Origin of the sequence: Cellvibrio sp. OA-2007 (genome assembly GCF_000953825.1) — a bacterium.
Lineage (GTDB): Bacteria > Pseudomonadota > Gammaproteobacteria > Pseudomonadales > Cellvibrionaceae > Cellvibrio.
On record NZ_BBUL01000093.1, the window covers coordinates 64,698 to 80,001 of the forward strand.

The window sequence follows — 15,304 nt, forward strand, 5'->3', positions numbered from 1 at the left end:
CTGCGGGCGTTAAACCCGATTAACTTTTATAAACAAGAGAATTTCTGATGATTTCTCCTCAGAGTTTTTAGATGACAAAAAGTCTGGGAGATATTTGAATTTAGAGCTACCGCCGGCAGTCTTGTTTTCCCGGAGGCCTCCAATAACAAAAGCATCACCGCTTTTCATGGAGACTTGGGTCTGAATTTGACGTTTTGTAAGAGTGGGAGAATTATTAACGCCGGTTGTTGTAGTAACAAAAGAGGAAATTTCTTGATTGATGGATACATCAATTACTGAATCTCGAATAGTCGGAGAAATATCAAAAATTACCCCGCTAGATCGGTAATCGACAGATTGAACCGGCATGGCGTTTGATGAATAAGTGACACTTCCCAAAACAGGAACATCCTCACCCACGGTAAAAACGGCATTTTTACCTGATGCGACCCTGACTGTCGGATTCGACAAAATTTTAAACCGATTATCCGAATCTAACGCACGGAAAACAGCATCAAAATCACCTGATTGAAATGACACATAGTTGTCAGCCGCCCCAGGAAAACCAAAGTTAAAATTTAATTTATTTTTGAGAAGAGATGCAACGAGATTGATTGCTGATCCTGACTGGCTAGATGTTTGAACCTCAAAGAGGATTCCAGTAACAAAAACCTGACCTGGATCATTATCAACCTGAGAAAGTAACTTTTTTAATACCCCGACCTCAGATTTTGAACCGGAAAAAATTAATTGGTCATTCCCACCAACAGATTGTTGAGCTAGCGCGGAATCCTGTGGAGCAGCCTGAGAGCCAGATGGTACAGGCTCAGAAATTTGGCGGCGAGAGGTAAACTTCCCTTGAAACAGAGGTGAAAGAATTTCAACCAGATAGTCGGAGGTGCGGTATTGTGGTCGGTAGTAGAAAATCTCAACATTCGGGTTTTCTGCGTCTGACGAAAAAACGTCCTTTTTGACGATGAAATCTGTAGAATTTTTACGAATAATTGCATATCCAAGATCATCCAAAAAAGTGGAAAAATGAGCTTTAAAAGACTTTCGATTAGATGAATATCGGAATGAAACCATACGATCATCATAAGAAACCTCTGGAGCCATATAATAAGGGTCCTCTGGTAGTGCATCCTGATAAACTAATTGTATGACCTGCGAAACTGTCATACGATCAACATCCAATAAAATTGAAGGCTGGGCGCTAACCTTACATACAAGCAAAGTAGAAAAGATAATTATTAAAATGGATTTCATTTTGAATTCCCTGTAGTCGAAAACTGAGATTTGGATTTGGTGATACCAGAGAATCGGGTAACTTCCTGACCATCTACAGTACCCCGCAGACTTGAGCCATAACCTGAGAATTTCGAAATACTCTCTAGCCTAATAGCACCGTCGCTCTCCAGAACCACGGAGCGAAATCCGTCAACTTCAATCACACCAACAATGCGCCACCGCTGGACAGCAGCAGATTGCGACTGAGCCGAATTGACGGGAACTTGTGATTGAGATTGCGATGGTGATGATGTGGAAGCTTGCGGAGTAGCCCCCGATGGATGAATTTTTTCATTGAAAAATAAAAAAATTCTATATGCACAAAAGGCACACAGAATCAAAAAGAAGACGATTTTAGTCAGTAGTCGTTTATCGGCAAAAATATTTTGCCTCGAATCGGATGCAACTTCCTGCCCCTGAACATCGCTTGCATATGATCGATAGAGAGGAAATATATTTTTATCGTATGTTCTCATCCAGTCCTGAACAACATTTTTTTGATGCTGCTTCCAGCCCTCCCACATAGATACGTTATAAACACTATTCATTCCCAAAGCCTTCGCCTTGTGGCAACGAAAAGACATTTCAACCACAACTTTCAAAATGCGGTGAATATCAGATATATCCTGAACCATAAAAACCAAATCGCAGGCAACACCAGTCTGTGAGTCCACAAAATGTCGATGCTCACGAAAAAAAATCCTATGTTCTTCGGAGATTTTGCAATCAACTCCCCAGAAACGCCAGGCTTCATCTACTGCAACCAAATCGCCCGGTTTAACAACGGTGTCGGCAGAATCCAATTCGTGGTAATTACATGGGAAAAAATTTCTTTCGGTAATCTTGGAATTATCCACATGAACAGCAAAACCAAGCTGATCTAATGGGATGGATTGCTTTTCATGAATGTAGGCACGGATACCATCTGAATCGATACCATCAATATTGGTAACCACTCGCCGACCTTGTGCTATTGCTGGAATAATTACAGAAAGAACAACCTCGTAGGACTTTCCAGACCCCTGTAGGCCTGTATATGCATTAATACTCATAAAAATTAGCCCAACAGTGGAATACGACGAATAGCAAATCTGGTTATGTATGCTGAGACAATCATCGGAAAACCCACTGAAAACATCGTGAGGTCAATGAAGTACCACATCGCAGGCGATAGAGCCCCTAAACTGGAATTCAAAGCAGCAGGATTAAAAGCAGAAAACTTTGTCATAAGGTAATTAGAAAACTCTGAAACAACTAAAAATAGAGCGGTAAAAAGGAAAAATTTAATAATTATTGTTCGAAATACCCAACCAAAAATATTCGTCAGTAATGCGCCCATATCCCACCCACTACGCAGATAAAATTATGAAAAATACAACGATTGTCCAACAAACCATAAAAATCGCCTGAAGCTGTGGCCGCATCATTTCAGCGTATGTACAAAGCTGATCAAATGTATATGTGTGACCGAATACGGTGAATTGCGGTTGGGGGCATTCAGCGTGATGTGAAGGCATGCTGTAATCGGCCCAACTGGGGAAAAAATTAAACAGCGGGTCCAGGATATTGTTTGCGGTTGGAGTCTCATCAAGAGTGGGCGGCGTAAAAACACCCCACTCGACCTTTGCTTCGACATTAATAACCTGGGTTCCCGGAGTGACTTCAGCTGTAGGATCTACAGCAGGATTAGGAATTAGAACTGAGCCGGAACCAGGTGCAGCAACCGGAGAAAATAAATCGGCAACTGTAGGTATAGCTTGAGGGTTTTGAATGCGCCATGCATTCACATCCGCAAGCGTAACAGGATTGGCAGCAAGTTCCGGCATGGCCAATGGTGAATGTGCGTGAGCATTTTGCAACATAGTGTTCGCTGCATTCGCGATTTGCTCATCAGACAAAGGTTTATTCATATAGGCTTCTGGCAATGCAGCCAAAGCAGCTTCGGGAGATAGACTTTCAGTAGCAGGTGACGGCGGGGTCAACACAACTCCAGATGGAGCAACATACGAATAAACCACATTATATGAATTGGTATCTTCTGTGGAATTGATAAGAAAAGCGTTGGTAATTCGCCAATACGGATAAGAGCTTAAAGGCGTCTGAGCAGCCCCAGAAAAAGAGGAATTCACATATTGAATTAACGTTTTTTGGGAGCAGAGCGCTTGAACCGCAGCGCCTGAATTACAAGAAACTGAACGTGTAGAAATACGGGAAAAAGCATTGCGTGCAGTATTAACGCAAAAACCATCATAACTCGTTCCCACGCTAGAGATTAGCGACTGACCGGTGGAACAAATAGGAAACGAGGCATAATCAGCATTACCTGGAAGACCAGAAAGCTTAAGTGTTTGATCGTCATTCCATTGAACCTTCAGGTTTGGATCTGTAGACAGATCCTGCGCAATATCAGCCAACGTAAAAATTCCGGCAGTCAATAGCAACCGCGGCCATTTAGCAGTAGCCAATATTCCTCCGGAGAAACCACCAGCTAACGCGGTGGAACGAGCACTGATAGATTTAACGGAAGATGTAAACCTAGGGTCATTTGCAGCAAAACCGAGCTTTGTGGCTTTAGTTTGGTAGATAGAACCTAGCGTATTATTCATTCTACCGCTGTAGGCCGGCTGGGTAGCAGCGTTAGCAAACGGTAGTATGAAGATAGAAATTACCACGAACGCCAAAGAAAACTTTAATTTCATAACCCAAACCTCTGTCAAACCTAAAACCGAATTACGAAAAATATTCGAGAGACAAATGAAATAAATAAACAATTGGAAGCAATACAATAATCACACCTAAATAGATAAAAAATACTCTGAATTTCATAAATCGAGCCCCTTAATAATTGCGCTACCACATGCAACGCCCAACAACAAAAATGCGAAATACCACCAGTTAGGATCCATATAAAAACCAAGAGTTAATTTATAAAAAGAGGGGGCTAACCCCCTCTACATCACCATTTATTTAGCCTTGGCAATTTGGCGAACCTTATGGAAACCGAGCATTGCCATATCAACACTCAGAACTAATACACCAATTGCAAAAATGGCGGCAATGACATCAGCAAAAGAGATCGCTGCAGTCAGGTCGGAAAAACCGGCCGCATTAGATGCTGAAGCAGCTACAGCCAGTACGACTGCAGAAAGAACAGCAATTTTTTTTGAAATAAGACTTTTCATAGAAACTCCAAAGTAAAAGTAAATTAACGACTATCGTCGCAACAATTTTGACAACGAACCAACTGCGAACGCTGCCAGATAACAACCCACCACCCAATACAGGCCGAGACCAAAAAATTCTGAAATCACTTCAGGATCAGGAGGTAGATTAGTTATGCTCGAATCAATAGGCTGCAACACAACGAATCCGGTGCAGCTCGATTGATCAATGGCATCGATTTGTTCTGCATGAACAGATCCATCAGCCAAGAAAGTTAAACAAATCACTTTTGGATTAACCCGCTTTTGATAAAACACCGGCAGCTTTCAAAATCTCCAATTTGAGTTCAAATGGATTGAGTTCCAAATTTTTATATTTACCTACTCGAAAGCTCCCAACACCCACTTCATAATCTCCAACCGGAAATGCATCAGCAGGAGTTTTCAATGGGATTTCGATCTCATGCGGGTATGCACCACCGAGATGCACATATGCAGACTGATAATAACGAACCCCTTTTGATGTATTTCGTGATTGGGGGAAATGATGACCATTAACAACCGAAACTTTTACCATTTTTAAAGCCTCTTTTTGATTAAAAATAACGAGCGTAGAGTTATTGAAACAAGTCCAAGGGGCGCACCGCTAACGCGGTGCGCCCAAAGGAATTGAATTTGATTTAAAAGAACTCATAATATGAGCTGGATAAAGGTGTGAGTTTTGTTCACTAATTTCGGTGACAATTTCGACAATGCCATCCATTATTTTTTGACGTGCAAGGCGAAGCTTTTCGTTATCACGGACATCCCAGGTGTGAATTCGACTCAGCACAGTAAGGCCAGCATACAAAACGCCGACAACGCGTTCTTTTGCTTCATCGCCGTAACGAGTTTTAGTAGCGGGGACAATTACACCAGACGTTTTATCAATCTGTTGAGATGCCGCATACGATGGTCGAACCGTCTGTTCATCGCGACGAACTGTTGGACCTCCCATGAGCAAAACAAATTGATCCCAATTACCATCTGCAGCTGCCTGTCTAAGCGCCTCCAATTCTCCATCCTGCTCAGATAAACGACGTAGTTCTCGCCATACAGTCACGCTGGCACCTCCAATTTGTTGGAATTGTCTAATGCGGTGCGTGCGTGACCATGCTTCGATTTTTTCGGCGATATCAGAAGCATTTTTATTTGCCCAGTCCTGACCGCCATGAACGTTTTTATTGTCTACGCCGTAACCATCTATATTTTTGCAAATGTATTTAATTAGATACCCAATGGCCGAATACTCACGTCCTGTTTTATTGTTAATTCCCTGTTTAATTTTCTCGATTTTCAATCGACGTTCTCTCGCGCCTTTTTCACTAGGCGAATCCTGCAATGCGTAATGATGAAAAACCTCAGAAATAATTTGTAGATTTTCAGATGATGAAAACAGAAGGAAGTGCCAATGCGGTGTACCGTCATGATGTGGCTCAGCAATACGAAATCCATAAGGCTTAATTTGCAAACGACTGAATTTTGCCTGCATTTTTGCCCATAGACCGGACAGATATTCCTGCGCATCACGCGGAGTCAGTCCCGCATATGCTTTGTTTGGAACAACAACCGCTTTGCCGTCACTAACCGTAATTTTTGTCATACGGTGAAATTTGGATGGGGTGGTCAGTGTTATAAAAACCCCCTCATGTCCTAAAAGCTTCGAAACGGACTCGAAACCCTTTACGCGCGTGATTAATTCATATCTCCGGATTGCTGGATTAGAAACGCCTAAATCGGATAGTTCTGACAATGTGAATTCCTGATCCAGCTCATTAACAGCAATTTTAGATTCCAGATAATTTCGATTGGCATGTTTGCGGACACGGCAATTTGCTGTTGAAACATGCGAGCAGTATTGAGAATTTTTTGCATGTACCTGGCGCAGATCGCGCGCAACGGATTCAATGCGATCGGCCTGCATTTTTCGTAACTGTCTGCGCCACCACAGAGGGCAACACAGGCGATTTATTGCAGCTGGGAGATCGGAACGATCAGGGCGAACGGAAGGAGGATCAATCTGAAATCTGGCGATGAACAACACCAAATGTTGAAAGGTTTCTTCATAATCAAGTTGACTGGAATCAGAGATAGAATTCCTGATCCAGTCGCACGCTAGTGCGACCTCACTGGCATAATCGCAGACATCACGATACCCATCAGCTGAAAGCAGTGAAAAAGAGGATTCAGAAATCGAAAGTTTTTGATCCAGATTTCGCAAGAACGAATTAGCAGCAACATGGCCGTTTTTCTGCGCAGCATGCAGGTATGAAGCCGCGGCAGCAGACTGAAGCGGGCCGACACGATCAAAAATCTGACGTCGGAATTTTGCACAGTCAACTGTCCCGAACTGGTCCAGAACTGAAAACTGATGTTGCTGGCCATCAAAACCTATGAATTGGCCAGGCATGGTATGTGGTGATACCATGAGCTGTTCCTCTTTTTGCGAAGCTGGGACAAACTCGGGGCGTTGGCGCGCCCCACTCAGCCATACCAGTTGGCGCTGGTATGGCTACCTTCTAAAACCTTTCAAAGTCCTGCTCTAAACATTCTTTCGTGAGTAGTGCCACATTGATCATGCGGTGTTTGCCTACCTTCAAAGTCGGCAGGTGTCCGCGCTCGATCATTCCACGCAACGTTTCCTCACTTAATCCGCTCATTTCTGAGAATCGCGCCTTGGTCACTATTGGGGTAGTGGCTTGGACGGCGGGTTTGTGTTCGTTTTCCACTATTTACCCTCGTTACAACACAATTCTGGACAATTGGGGCCATTCACGATTTAATACATGAATTCAAGAACAAATCCCCTGAAAAAATGTATTTTTAAAATAGCGAGGTCCGTCATTAATGTCAACCCTAGCCAGGCGAATTCGCGCAATACGTACAGCTCTACACATGACCAGAGAGGCGTTCGGGGACAAAATTGGAATCCCGGGGAGAACCATAGAGGGAATAGAAAGTGAGGGCCGAATCCCAAGAGGTGACGTTCTGGAAGGCATAGCTAAAGCCCTGCCGCAATTTGCCTACTGGTTGCTAACACAGAAAACAGACGGTGCTCAACACATCGCACCGCTAGGAGCTCAGGTCCCGTCAGATAGGGACTCTTATTTGAGGGTGATCGATCATGTCGATGCGCGTGGAATTAGTAGATGTATTGTTAAAGAAAATTTGTTTAGAAAAGTTGTTTTTATCCAGTCGAAGAGTGACGAATCAAATCTGGCAGTATTAATTGAAATCAATCAAACAAATGTCTATCACACCACATCAGCATCTGTTGTAAATGTTATTTGGATAGGATCAGGAATACTGAATTTCGACTCAGATCACGGGGGCAGGAATAGCTTAATTAAACTGCGAGAAGAACTTTCCAAAATTGATCATGATCTTGTGTTAAAAGCAGAATATTTCGAGGCAGAAGATTCAATAGTACAAAGCACAAGTTCAACTTTAATTATAGCCTATAAAGAACTATTGAAGCCCAATGAAAATACAAAGAACTACGAGCGCTTTATTGCCTGGAAAAATGGAGAAGAACCGTATGACAATTAAAAAAGAGGGGGAAAAGTGGCTTGTAGATTTATACACAAATGGACGTAGCGGAAAACGTATTCGAAAAAAATTTGATACGAAGATTGAGGCAGCTAGATTTGAGAAGTTTGCATTAGCAAACGTAGGCCAAAAAAAGGAATGGAATGCGTCAGAGCGTGATAAACGAACACTGAATGAACTCATTGAAAAGTGGTGGATGCTGCATGGGCAAACATTAAAAGATGGCATACGACGAAAAAGCAAGCTATATCAAATTTCAGAAAAAATGCGCAACCCGATCGCGTCAAGCGTTACAGCAAAAGACTTTGCTTACTATCGCTCATTACGCCTCGATGAAGATAAGGTGACGCCCAATACAGTAAATCATGAGCTTGCCTACATAAAAGCAGTTTTTAACGAATTAGACCGCGCGGGAGAATGGACGCTACCCAATCCATTTAGAAAATTGAAAGCAATAAAATTCGACGAAACAGAATTAGCCTGGCTCACTACAGAGCAAATTAAAAGACTGATGGTTGAGCTTGAAAATAGCACCAATCCATCGGCAGTTATTGTTGCGCGCATATGCCTGGCAACAGGTGCACGATGGGGTGAAGCGGAGGGATTAAACGGCCAACAAGTTAGAGACGGGCGCATCACATTCAGCAAGACCAAAAGCGGCAAGACCCGATCAGTCCCCTATAAAGATACAGTAATTGAAAATTATGTGAGAGGTAAAACAGGGAAGCTTTTCGAGAGTTGCGCAGGAGCATTTAGGAAGGCTGTAGAACGGGCAAATATCGAACTACCTGCAGGGCAACTAACGCATGTTTGTCGCCACACATTTGCGAGCCATTATTTAATGAACGGCGGCGACATTCTCACACTGCAAAAAATATTGGGGCACTCGACGCTAACCATGACCATGCGCTATGCGCACTTTGCACCAGAACATCTAGCGGATACTCCCGAAAAGTGCCCACTGAAATTTATAGCCTAAGTGTTTACAAAATGAAATGCGTGGTTCAACTAGCCGTGACAAATCTATGAGGCGCATGGTTGGCCGGTACCGCCTGCGGGACTATGCTCCAAACCAGGCGGACGACCATCTTTCGGTGAGTACAAAAGTTAATGAATAATTCAATTAGTGCTTGAATTAATACTTATAACTTCGTCTAGGAAGGATTGTGCATATTCAGCTACAAGCTTTTGCGCAAGATCAGGATTAATACTAAGTCGATCTATAGCAATTTTTAAAGCAGCCTGAGGATCTGAGAGTATCAGGGAAAGCGATCTCTCAAGCGCACGACATACAGTTTTTAAACCATATTTAATATCCGCTCGCGTCCAAACATCAGCAGGAATTGCTCCCCAATGCCTGTGCATCATGCATAAATCAAATATGTCCTTATTATCGCCATTGCTATATCTATCGGCATTGGCCAAAAGCTTGGACAGAAAGCAAGACTCCCTATCTATAAATGGCACAGGGAAAAGATCCGAGCGACTATCGGCATGAAAATCAAAATAGTCAAAATGCACGAACTCTAGCTTTATAGGATCGCCATCTGGAAAAGCAATAGATGTTCTTACACCATCTCTATCTGCACGAATATCACGGAAAAAAGAGAGCGACTCGTTTGGCATCAAAAGAGCACCCAAGCTTTTTTCAGATACCTCATTCCTGACAGCTCGATATGAAGTTGGCGTCACACAGAAGAAATCTATATCAACAGATTCACGATACTCTTCAATTTCCAAAGCAATACGGGTACCACCGCCAAAAAGAATCGAATGCTCAGCCAAATAGAGAGCATCAAACTTTTGTAACACTTGGAGAATTCTTTGATGATGGGGACGATGAAACGTCATGCAGCAGCCAAAAAGAAGCCCTTACCATAACTTTGGGTAAGGCACTCAATAAGCTGGCATTCTTTTGGGGTTAGCTTAGCTTGGTCGACATAACGCCAACGCTGTTCATATTTTAAAAAGGCATCCTGAGGAACAATAAGGCGATCAACCCTGTCCCACAAAATGAGATCAAGCTCTGGATACTCTTTTCTATCAATACATTGAATGACGTTGTTCATGGCGTTTTGCCAAATTAGGGTACAAGCTATAAAGCAACTGACGGGACTGGAGCGATTAGCAATTGCTCATATTTGATCAAAAGATATGACTTACTGACAGACATGTCAATTATTTTATTTGTCATTATATTTGTTGAGAAATGCGGGGGAGAGGGGAGAAACTAAAAAGCCCCCATTTTGGTGGAGGCTTTTAGTAGGCAGACTGTAGTCACTGCATTTAATAAATCAAATTACTACCTTAGTAAGCAATTGATTCATAAGGAATTAATGGTGCCCAGACCCGGAATCGAACCAGGGACACGAGGATTTTCAATCCACTGCTCTACCGACTGAGCTATCTGGGCGTGTCGCTTCTTGTTCAGTGTTTGCTAAGCGCTGCACTGCAAGAGGCGCGTATTAAACCTGTTTGGCCTTTTTGAGTCAATAGTCGGGATTAAAAAAAATTGAATCCTGACTGATATGGTTATTTTCACAGCGCAAATCGCTCATTTAATACACTTGTGTATTTTCCGGTGCGCGCACGCTCTATCAGCTAACCCTCTATTCAAGCATTCACTCATCAGATCACAGGGCAAACAGCCTATTATTTAAAGTCGTCGCCATCCTTTGCGCGCGCAATGGTATCGGCGATTTCACTGCCCTTGCCCTGCAAAATTTCCGGTGGGGTCAAGCCGCACAATTCGTGCGGAAATACTAACCAGCGGTCGGTGGCGTGCACGTAAAAATCCGGGGTTAACTCGGTGACATTGCGCGCGGGTTTATACCAGGGGCAGGCAATTTTTATTACGTTGGGTGTATTGCGGCGGGACTTGCGTTTGATTTCGTCGATAATGGCCTGTATCGAACGACCGGAATCAAACACGTCATCGACAATCAATAATTCCTGATCGGCATTAACGTTTTTAATAATGTAATCCAAACCATGCACACGAATGTCTTTGCTCTGTTTATCGATACCATAATAGGACGACGTGCGAATTGCGATATGATCGGTCGCAATACCCATGTATTCCAAATATTCCTGCACCGCAATGCCCACCGGTGAGCCGCCACGCCAGACACCAACAATAAAATGCGGGCGAAATCCGCGCTGATAAATTTGCTCGCCTAATTTGAATGAATCGAGCAAGAGCTCATTGGCGGTTATAAAATGTTTATCCATCGCGCTTACCTATTGTCGAAATACGATTGGTATTGAAATACTAATGGCATTGAAATACTACTGAAAATTGTTTGCGTAGTTTTTTAGCTGTCCAATAAACTTCAGCTTTTCATCATCGCTAATAAAACTCGAGGTAAAACTATGGTGAGCTAATAACAACGCCTGTTCGCGGGTTACGGGAAACGCATCGGCGAGAGCAAAATAGTTGTCGTTGAGATATCCACCAAAATAAGTGGGATCATCCGAGTTAATCATTACACGCAAACCTGCATCCAGCAGCGTAAATAGATTGTGTTCGGCCATAGTATCGAACACACACAAGCGCACATTGGAGAGCGGGCACACTGTGAGCGGAATTTGCGTTTCGCGCAGGTAGTCCATCAACTTCGCATCTTCATCACAACGCACACCGTGATCGATGCGCTCAACATTTAATAGTTCAATCGCCTCCCAAATATAACTCGGCGGGCCCTCTTCCCCTGCGTGAGCAACCACACGATAACCTTCTGTGCGAGCGCGGGCGAAGACTTCGGTAAATTTACTAGGAGGATGACCTAACTCAGAACTGTCCAAACCGACGGCGATAATTTTATCTTTCCACGGCAGGGATTCCTCCAGCGTTTTCATCGCACTCTCGGCACTTAAGTGTCGCAAAAAATCCATCACCAACTTTGCGCTAATACCCCAGTCTTTTTTGGCATCAGCCATCGCCCGCAAAATGCCGCTGATTACCGTGGCAAACGCAATACCGCGCTCGGTATGAGTTTGCGGGTCAAACGACAACTCCGTGTGCTGCACATTATCGGCTTTGCATTTTGCAAAATAATCGCGAGTGAGATCGTAAAAGTCCTGCTCAGTATTGAGCACCGACGCACCGCGATAATACACATCTAAAAAACTTTGCAGATTGGTGAATTGATAGGCGGCTTCAATTTCCGCGATGGATTTATAGGGCAACTCCACCTGGTTGCGCTGCGCCAATTTAAACATAAGCGCTGGCGACAAAGCTCCATCGAGATGCAAATGCAACTCTGCTTTGGGCAGGCCAGCTAAAAAATCGCGCGAGGCCAATTCATTGAGTTTAGGTATGCCGGAAAAATCCGGAGCAATCACCGATGGAATCATATTTATTCTCCTTTCCCGATAGGTTCACTGTTTATCGCAATCTCACCGCAATACAAATTAACTACTCGCTTCACATAAATCGCAGGCCAGTTGCAGCAAGGCTTTATCGCTACCTGCTTTACCGAGCAGCGATATGCCGCAGGGCGCATTCTGATCCATTAACACCGGCAAATGTACTTGTGGCAATCCGGCCAGACCAGCAGGCGCCGTCAGCCCCATTAATTGGCTGCGATAGCTATCCATCCAATCAGCTTTTGCACTGAGCAAAGGAGCAGCGCCGGGTGTGGTGGGCAACAAAATTAAATCGACATGAGCAAACCAACTGTTGATATCGGCACACAAGCTGGCGCGCTCGATCTCTGCCGCGCGCTGATCCGCCTCTGTGAGCGTAGCGCACCATTGCAAGCGCGCGTGAATATCCGGTGCAAAACTGGGGTTGTGCGCGGTAATCCAATCGCCATGAGTGTGCCAAATTGCTCTACCCTGCAAGGTGCGAAAACACTGACTGGCGCGGCTGAGCCACACGCTATTGAGTGCGATAGATTGACTATTTTGCAGCAGTGACTGATTGTTCAACCAAGCCTGATGCGCAGGCGTCCAGAGCGCGCGATCTTGAACGGGCAACAACAGGGCGATGCGCAGTGATTTATATTCGAAGGAACGCGGCAGATGATCGGGCAGCAACACCTCGCCCACCTGCGCGAGGGTTTTGGCATCGCGCGTGAGCCAACCGACACTATCGAACAGTGGCGCAAGCGGCACCATCTGCTCGCGGCTAATCAGCCCGTGACTGGTTCGAATACCAAACAAACCGTTATAGCTCGCGGGTACACGAATCGAGCCGCCGGTATCACTGCCGAGGCCTATATCTATATCGCCCGCCGCCACCGCTACTGCTGAACCACTCGACGAACCACCGGGCAAACGCTCGGGGCAACGCGGATTCAGCGCTGCACCATAGTGAATATTTAAACCGTTGAGGCTGTAGGCGAGTTCGTCAGTTTGAGTTTTGCCGATGAGTTCAGCACCGGCGTTCAGTAATCGCGTCACTACCGGTGACGTCTGCTCAGGTATAGAGTGACTGGCCAGCCAGTCAGGATTTCCAGCCGCCGTAGGCAGACCGGCGATATGAAATAAGTCCTTAACCCCCAGCCGCAAACCGGCAAGGCTGCCAGAGCCTGTATGAGGATTTGCATAGTGACCGCGCCATGCAAAGACGCACTGATCGAACGACATAAATAATTAAATCTCACCAAACGTGATAACAGAAATGCAATGGAGTATTACTTGAGGATAGCCGGGTATTAGCCCCGTGAACTAGCGGCGCGCTGAAACATCAGCTTACCCATAATATAAACACGCGCGATGTTGTGCTCATCACCCAACATCATTAACGCAAATAATTTTTCGGCAAGTGTCTGCGCGGAGGATTGCCGCAAGGTTTGCAGCGGCGTTGCAGCCAAGTTAATCAGAATAAAATCCGCTTCTTTACCCGGCGCAAAATTTCCAATGCAATGATCCAACTGCAGCGCCCGTGCATTACCCAAGGTGGCCATATAAAAGCCTTTTAACGGATGTAAACTCTGCCCTTGCAGCTGCAAAATTTTGTACGCCTCGGCAAGGCTGCGCAGTTGCGAAAAACTGGTGCCGCCGCCGACATCGGTAGCCAAACTCACTGAAATACCTGCGCGCTCCAAACGCGCCATATCCAACAGACCACTACCCAGAAATAAATTCGATGTAGGGCAAAAAGCAATGCCCGATTGGGTTTGCGCCAAACGCTCTATTTCAAGCTCACTCAAATGAATACCGTGACCAAATACACTGCGCGAGCCAAGCAAACCGTAATGATCGTACACATCCAAATAATCGCGCGCGCTGGGGTAAAGTGATTTTATCAGCGCAATTTCCTGCGGGTTTTCCGCGAGGTGTGTTTGCAAATAAAGATCGGGATATTCGCGATACAATTTTCCCGTGAGCGCCAATTGTTCCGGTGAACTGGTGAGTGCAAAACGCGGCGTCAGTGCATAGTGCAAACGCTGGATGTTATGCCATCTATCGATCAGCTCGCGGCAATCGGCATAACTGGTTTGTGCTGTATCCAATAATGCAGCGGGCGCATGGCGATCCATCGTCACTTTTCCGGCAATCATACGCATATTCAATTTTTCTGCTGCCGTAAAAAAAGCATGAGTCGATTGCGCAAATACTGTGGTGTACACCATCGCACTCGTCGTACCGTTTTGCAGCAGAAATTGTAAAAACTGCTCTGCTGCCGCCGCCGCGAAATCCGGATCAGAAAATTGCAGCTCCGCAGGAAACGTATACAGGTTGAGCCAATCCAACAATTGCTCACCGTAAGACGCAATCACCCCCGCTTGCGGGCAATGAATATGGCTATCGATAAAACCCGGCATTAACAAATGCTCAGGAAAATGCTCGCAGCGGGTTAAATCCAAACCCTGCGCCGCCATAACCTGCGCATCACCAACCGCTTTAATGCGACCATGCTCAACCAGCAACACACCGTCAGCAAAATATTCAACACCCGCACCCGTTTGCGGATTAGGCGCATCGATAAAATGCAAAATTTGCGCACGAAAGGCGCGGATATCAGCAGTCATAACCAGCCTTAACAATCAGAGTAGCAGAGAGAACACTATAAATGATGTGATCGTAATGCAGCGAAAAATCTTATCTTCAAGACGTAAAACGTTTACGCGAAATAGCTGCAACTTAATGCAGCTTCGTAGGTTGGCGGTGAGGAACGAACCCCAACATGACCATATTTCCGCCAAAGAAACCGCCACGAATAAATACCGCTAATTTTTCCGAAACCCTAAAAAAAAATCCCGCTCACGGAAACGTAAGCGGGATTTTTTTCATCCGTAGGGCTTGCTTCGCGAAGCAAGCCGCCGAACTTCGCAGTTCGG

At 44.8% G+C, this 15,304-nt stretch carries 16 protein-coding genes and 1 tRNA gene; 2 read left to right on the top strand and 15 right to left on the bottom strand.

Annotated features, from left to right (window positions below; all coding sequences use genetic code 11):
* Positions 1–9: 9 nt before the first annotated feature.
* The 8 genes from AWU77_RS13960 to AWU77_RS13995 all read right to left on the bottom strand — a co-directional run bounded on the left by AWU77_RS13960 (position 10) and on the right by AWU77_RS13995 (position 7,195).
* Entirely contained in the window at positions 10–1,245 is a 1,236-nt protein-coding gene (locus AWU77_RS13960; protein ID WP_062064528.1) for a type II secretion system protein GspD, read from the bottom strand.
* On the bottom strand, positions 1,242–2,318 hold the full coding sequence (locus tag AWU77_RS13965; RefSeq protein WP_062064530.1) for a zonular occludens toxin domain-containing protein: 1,077 nt from the start codon (positions 2,316–2,318) through the stop codon (positions 1,242–1,244). Before AWU77_RS13965 ends, AWU77_RS13960 begins: the two co-directional genes overlap by 4 nt.
* A gap of 5 nt (positions 2,319–2,323) precedes the next feature.
* Positions 2,324–2,605, bottom strand: a complete 282-nt coding sequence (locus AWU77_RS20155) for a DUF2523 family protein (protein ID WP_084618405.1) — start codon at positions 2,603–2,605, stop codon at positions 2,324–2,326.
* A 10-nt stretch (positions 2,606–2,615) separates the two neighbouring features.
* The gene (locus AWU77_RS13970) at positions 2,616–3,965 is read right to left on the bottom strand and encodes a hypothetical protein (protein ID WP_062064531.1); all 1,350 of its coding nucleotides are present in this window, start codon (positions 3,963–3,965) and stop codon (positions 2,616–2,618) included.
* A gap of 264 nt (positions 3,966–4,229) precedes the next feature.
* Positions 4,230–4,448: a hypothetical protein gene (locus AWU77_RS13975; RefSeq protein ID WP_062064534.1), complete on the bottom strand. Its 219-nt coding sequence runs from the start codon at positions 4,446–4,448 to the stop codon at positions 4,230–4,232.
* 274 nt (positions 4,449–4,722) lie between these two features.
* The gene (locus AWU77_RS13985) at positions 4,723–5,004 is read right to left on the bottom strand and encodes a single-stranded DNA-binding protein (protein WP_062064537.1); all 282 of its coding nucleotides are present in this window, start codon (positions 5,002–5,004) and stop codon (positions 4,723–4,725) included.
* Between the two features lie 69 nt (positions 5,005–5,073).
* On the bottom strand, positions 5,074–6,894 hold the full coding sequence (locus AWU77_RS13990; protein WP_062064540.1) for a replication endonuclease: 1,821 nt from the start codon (positions 6,892–6,894) through the stop codon (positions 5,074–5,076).
* A 91-nt stretch (positions 6,895–6,985) separates the two neighbouring features.
* Positions 6,986–7,195: a helix-turn-helix domain-containing protein gene (locus AWU77_RS13995; protein ID WP_062064542.1), complete on the bottom strand. Its 210-nt coding sequence runs from the start codon at positions 7,193–7,195 to the stop codon at positions 6,986–6,988.
* Between the two features lie 118 nt (positions 7,196–7,313).
* Here AWU77_RS13995 and AWU77_RS14000 point away from each other — a divergent pair, with 118 nt between their 5' ends.
* Both AWU77_RS14000 and AWU77_RS14005 read left to right on the top strand, forming a co-directional pair.
* Complete coding sequence (locus tag AWU77_RS14000) at positions 7,314–8,015, top strand: helix-turn-helix domain-containing protein (protein WP_084618407.1); 702 nt, start codon at positions 7,314–7,316, stop codon at positions 8,013–8,015.
* On the top strand, positions 8,005–8,994 hold the full coding sequence (locus tag AWU77_RS14005; protein WP_062064546.1) for a tyrosine-type recombinase/integrase: 990 nt from the start codon (positions 8,005–8,007) through the stop codon (positions 8,992–8,994). The genes AWU77_RS14000 and AWU77_RS14005 overlap by 11 nt, the downstream gene beginning before the upstream one ends.
* 140 nt (positions 8,995–9,134) lie before the next feature.
* Here AWU77_RS14005 and AWU77_RS14010 read toward each other — a convergent pair whose 3' ends face one another.
* From AWU77_RS14010 to guaD, 7 genes are all read right to left on the bottom strand, one after another.
* The gene (locus AWU77_RS14010) at positions 9,135–9,866 is read right to left on the bottom strand and encodes a nucleotidyl transferase AbiEii/AbiGii toxin family protein (RefSeq protein WP_062064548.1); all 732 of its coding nucleotides are present in this window, start codon (positions 9,864–9,866) and stop codon (positions 9,135–9,137) included.
* On the bottom strand, positions 9,863–10,084 hold the full coding sequence (locus AWU77_RS14015) for a hypothetical protein (protein ID WP_062064550.1): 222 nt from the start codon (positions 10,082–10,084) through the stop codon (positions 9,863–9,865). The genes AWU77_RS14010 and AWU77_RS14015 overlap by 4 nt, the downstream gene beginning before the upstream one ends.
* A gap of 268 nt (positions 10,085–10,352) precedes the next feature.
* Positions 10,353–10,428: transfer RNA gene (locus AWU77_RS14020), tRNA-Phe, on the bottom strand.
* A gap of 239 nt (positions 10,429–10,667) precedes the next feature.
* Positions 10,668–11,246 (bottom strand): phosphoribosyltransferase, encoded by a 579-nt coding sequence (locus tag AWU77_RS14025; RefSeq protein WP_062064552.1) that lies wholly within the window; start codon positions 11,244–11,246, stop codon positions 10,668–10,670.
* Positions 11,247–11,303: 57 nt separating this feature from the next.
* Positions 11,304–12,371 carry an adenosine deaminase gene (locus tag AWU77_RS14030; RefSeq protein WP_062064554.1) on the bottom strand — a complete coding sequence of 356 codons (1,068 nt, stop codon included), beginning with the start codon at positions 12,369–12,371 and terminating at the stop codon, positions 11,304–11,306.
* A gap of 57 nt (positions 12,372–12,428) precedes the next feature.
* Positions 12,429–13,607 (bottom strand): amidase, encoded by a 1,179-nt coding sequence (locus AWU77_RS14035; RefSeq protein WP_062064556.1) that lies wholly within the window; start codon positions 13,605–13,607, stop codon positions 12,429–12,431.
* A gap of 68 nt (positions 13,608–13,675) precedes the next feature.
* Positions 13,676–14,995 (bottom strand): guanine deaminase, encoded by a 1,320-nt coding sequence (gene guaD, locus AWU77_RS14040; protein ID WP_062064559.1) that lies wholly within the window; start codon positions 14,993–14,995, stop codon positions 13,676–13,678.
* Positions 14,996–15,304: the final 309 nt, after the last annotated feature.

Bases quoted from the DNA above. Each gene is read 5' to 3' on its own strand.
- AWU77_RS13960 (WP_062064528.1), bottom strand. From the start codon at position 1,245: ATGAAATCCATTTTAATAATTATCTTTTCTACTTTGCTTGTATGTAAG.
- AWU77_RS13965 (WP_062064530.1), bottom strand. From the start codon at position 2,318: ATGAGTATTAATGCATATACAGGCCTACAGGGGTCTGGAAAGTCCTAC.
- AWU77_RS20155 (WP_084618405.1), bottom strand. From the start codon at position 2,605: ATGGGCGCATTACTGACGAATATTTTTGGTTGGGTATTTCGAACAATA.
- AWU77_RS13970 (WP_062064531.1), bottom strand. From the start codon at position 3,965: ATGAAATTAAAGTTTTCTTTGGCGTTCGTGGTAATTTCTATCTTCATA.
- AWU77_RS13975 (WP_062064534.1), bottom strand. From the start codon at position 4,448: ATGAAAAGTCTTATTTCAAAAAAAATTGCTGTTCTTTCTGCAGTCGTA.
- AWU77_RS13985 (WP_062064537.1), bottom strand. From the start codon at position 5,004: ATGGTAAAAGTTTCGGTTGTTAATGGTCATCATTTCCCCCAATCACGA.
- AWU77_RS13990 (WP_062064540.1), bottom strand. From the start codon at position 6,894: ATGGTATCACCACATACCATGCCTGGCCAATTCATAGGTTTTGATGGC.
- AWU77_RS14000 (WP_084618407.1), top strand. From the start codon at position 7,314: ATGTCAACCCTAGCCAGGCGAATTCGCGCAATACGTACAGCTCTACAC.
- AWU77_RS14005 (WP_062064546.1), top strand. From the start codon at position 8,005: ATGACAATTAAAAAAGAGGGGGAAAAGTGGCTTGTAGATTTATACACA.
- AWU77_RS14010 (WP_062064548.1), bottom strand. From the start codon at position 9,866: ATGACGTTTCATCGTCCCCATCATCAAAGAATTCTCCAAGTGTTACAA.
- AWU77_RS14015 (WP_062064550.1), bottom strand. From the start codon at position 10,084: ATGAACAACGTCATTCAATGTATTGATAGAAAAGAGTATCCAGAGCTT.
- AWU77_RS14025 (WP_062064552.1), bottom strand. From the start codon at position 11,246: ATGGATAAACATTTTATAACCGCCAATGAGCTCTTGCTCGATTCATTC.
- AWU77_RS14030 (WP_062064554.1), bottom strand. From the start codon at position 12,371: ATGATTCCATCGGTGATTGCTCCGGATTTTTCCGGCATACCTAAACTC.
- AWU77_RS14035 (WP_062064556.1), bottom strand. From the start codon at position 13,607: ATGTCGTTCGATCAGTGCGTCTTTGCATGGCGCGGTCACTATGCAAAT.
- guaD (WP_062064559.1), bottom strand. From the start codon at position 14,995: ATGACTGCTGATATCCGCGCCTTTCGTGCGCAAATTTTGCATTTTATC.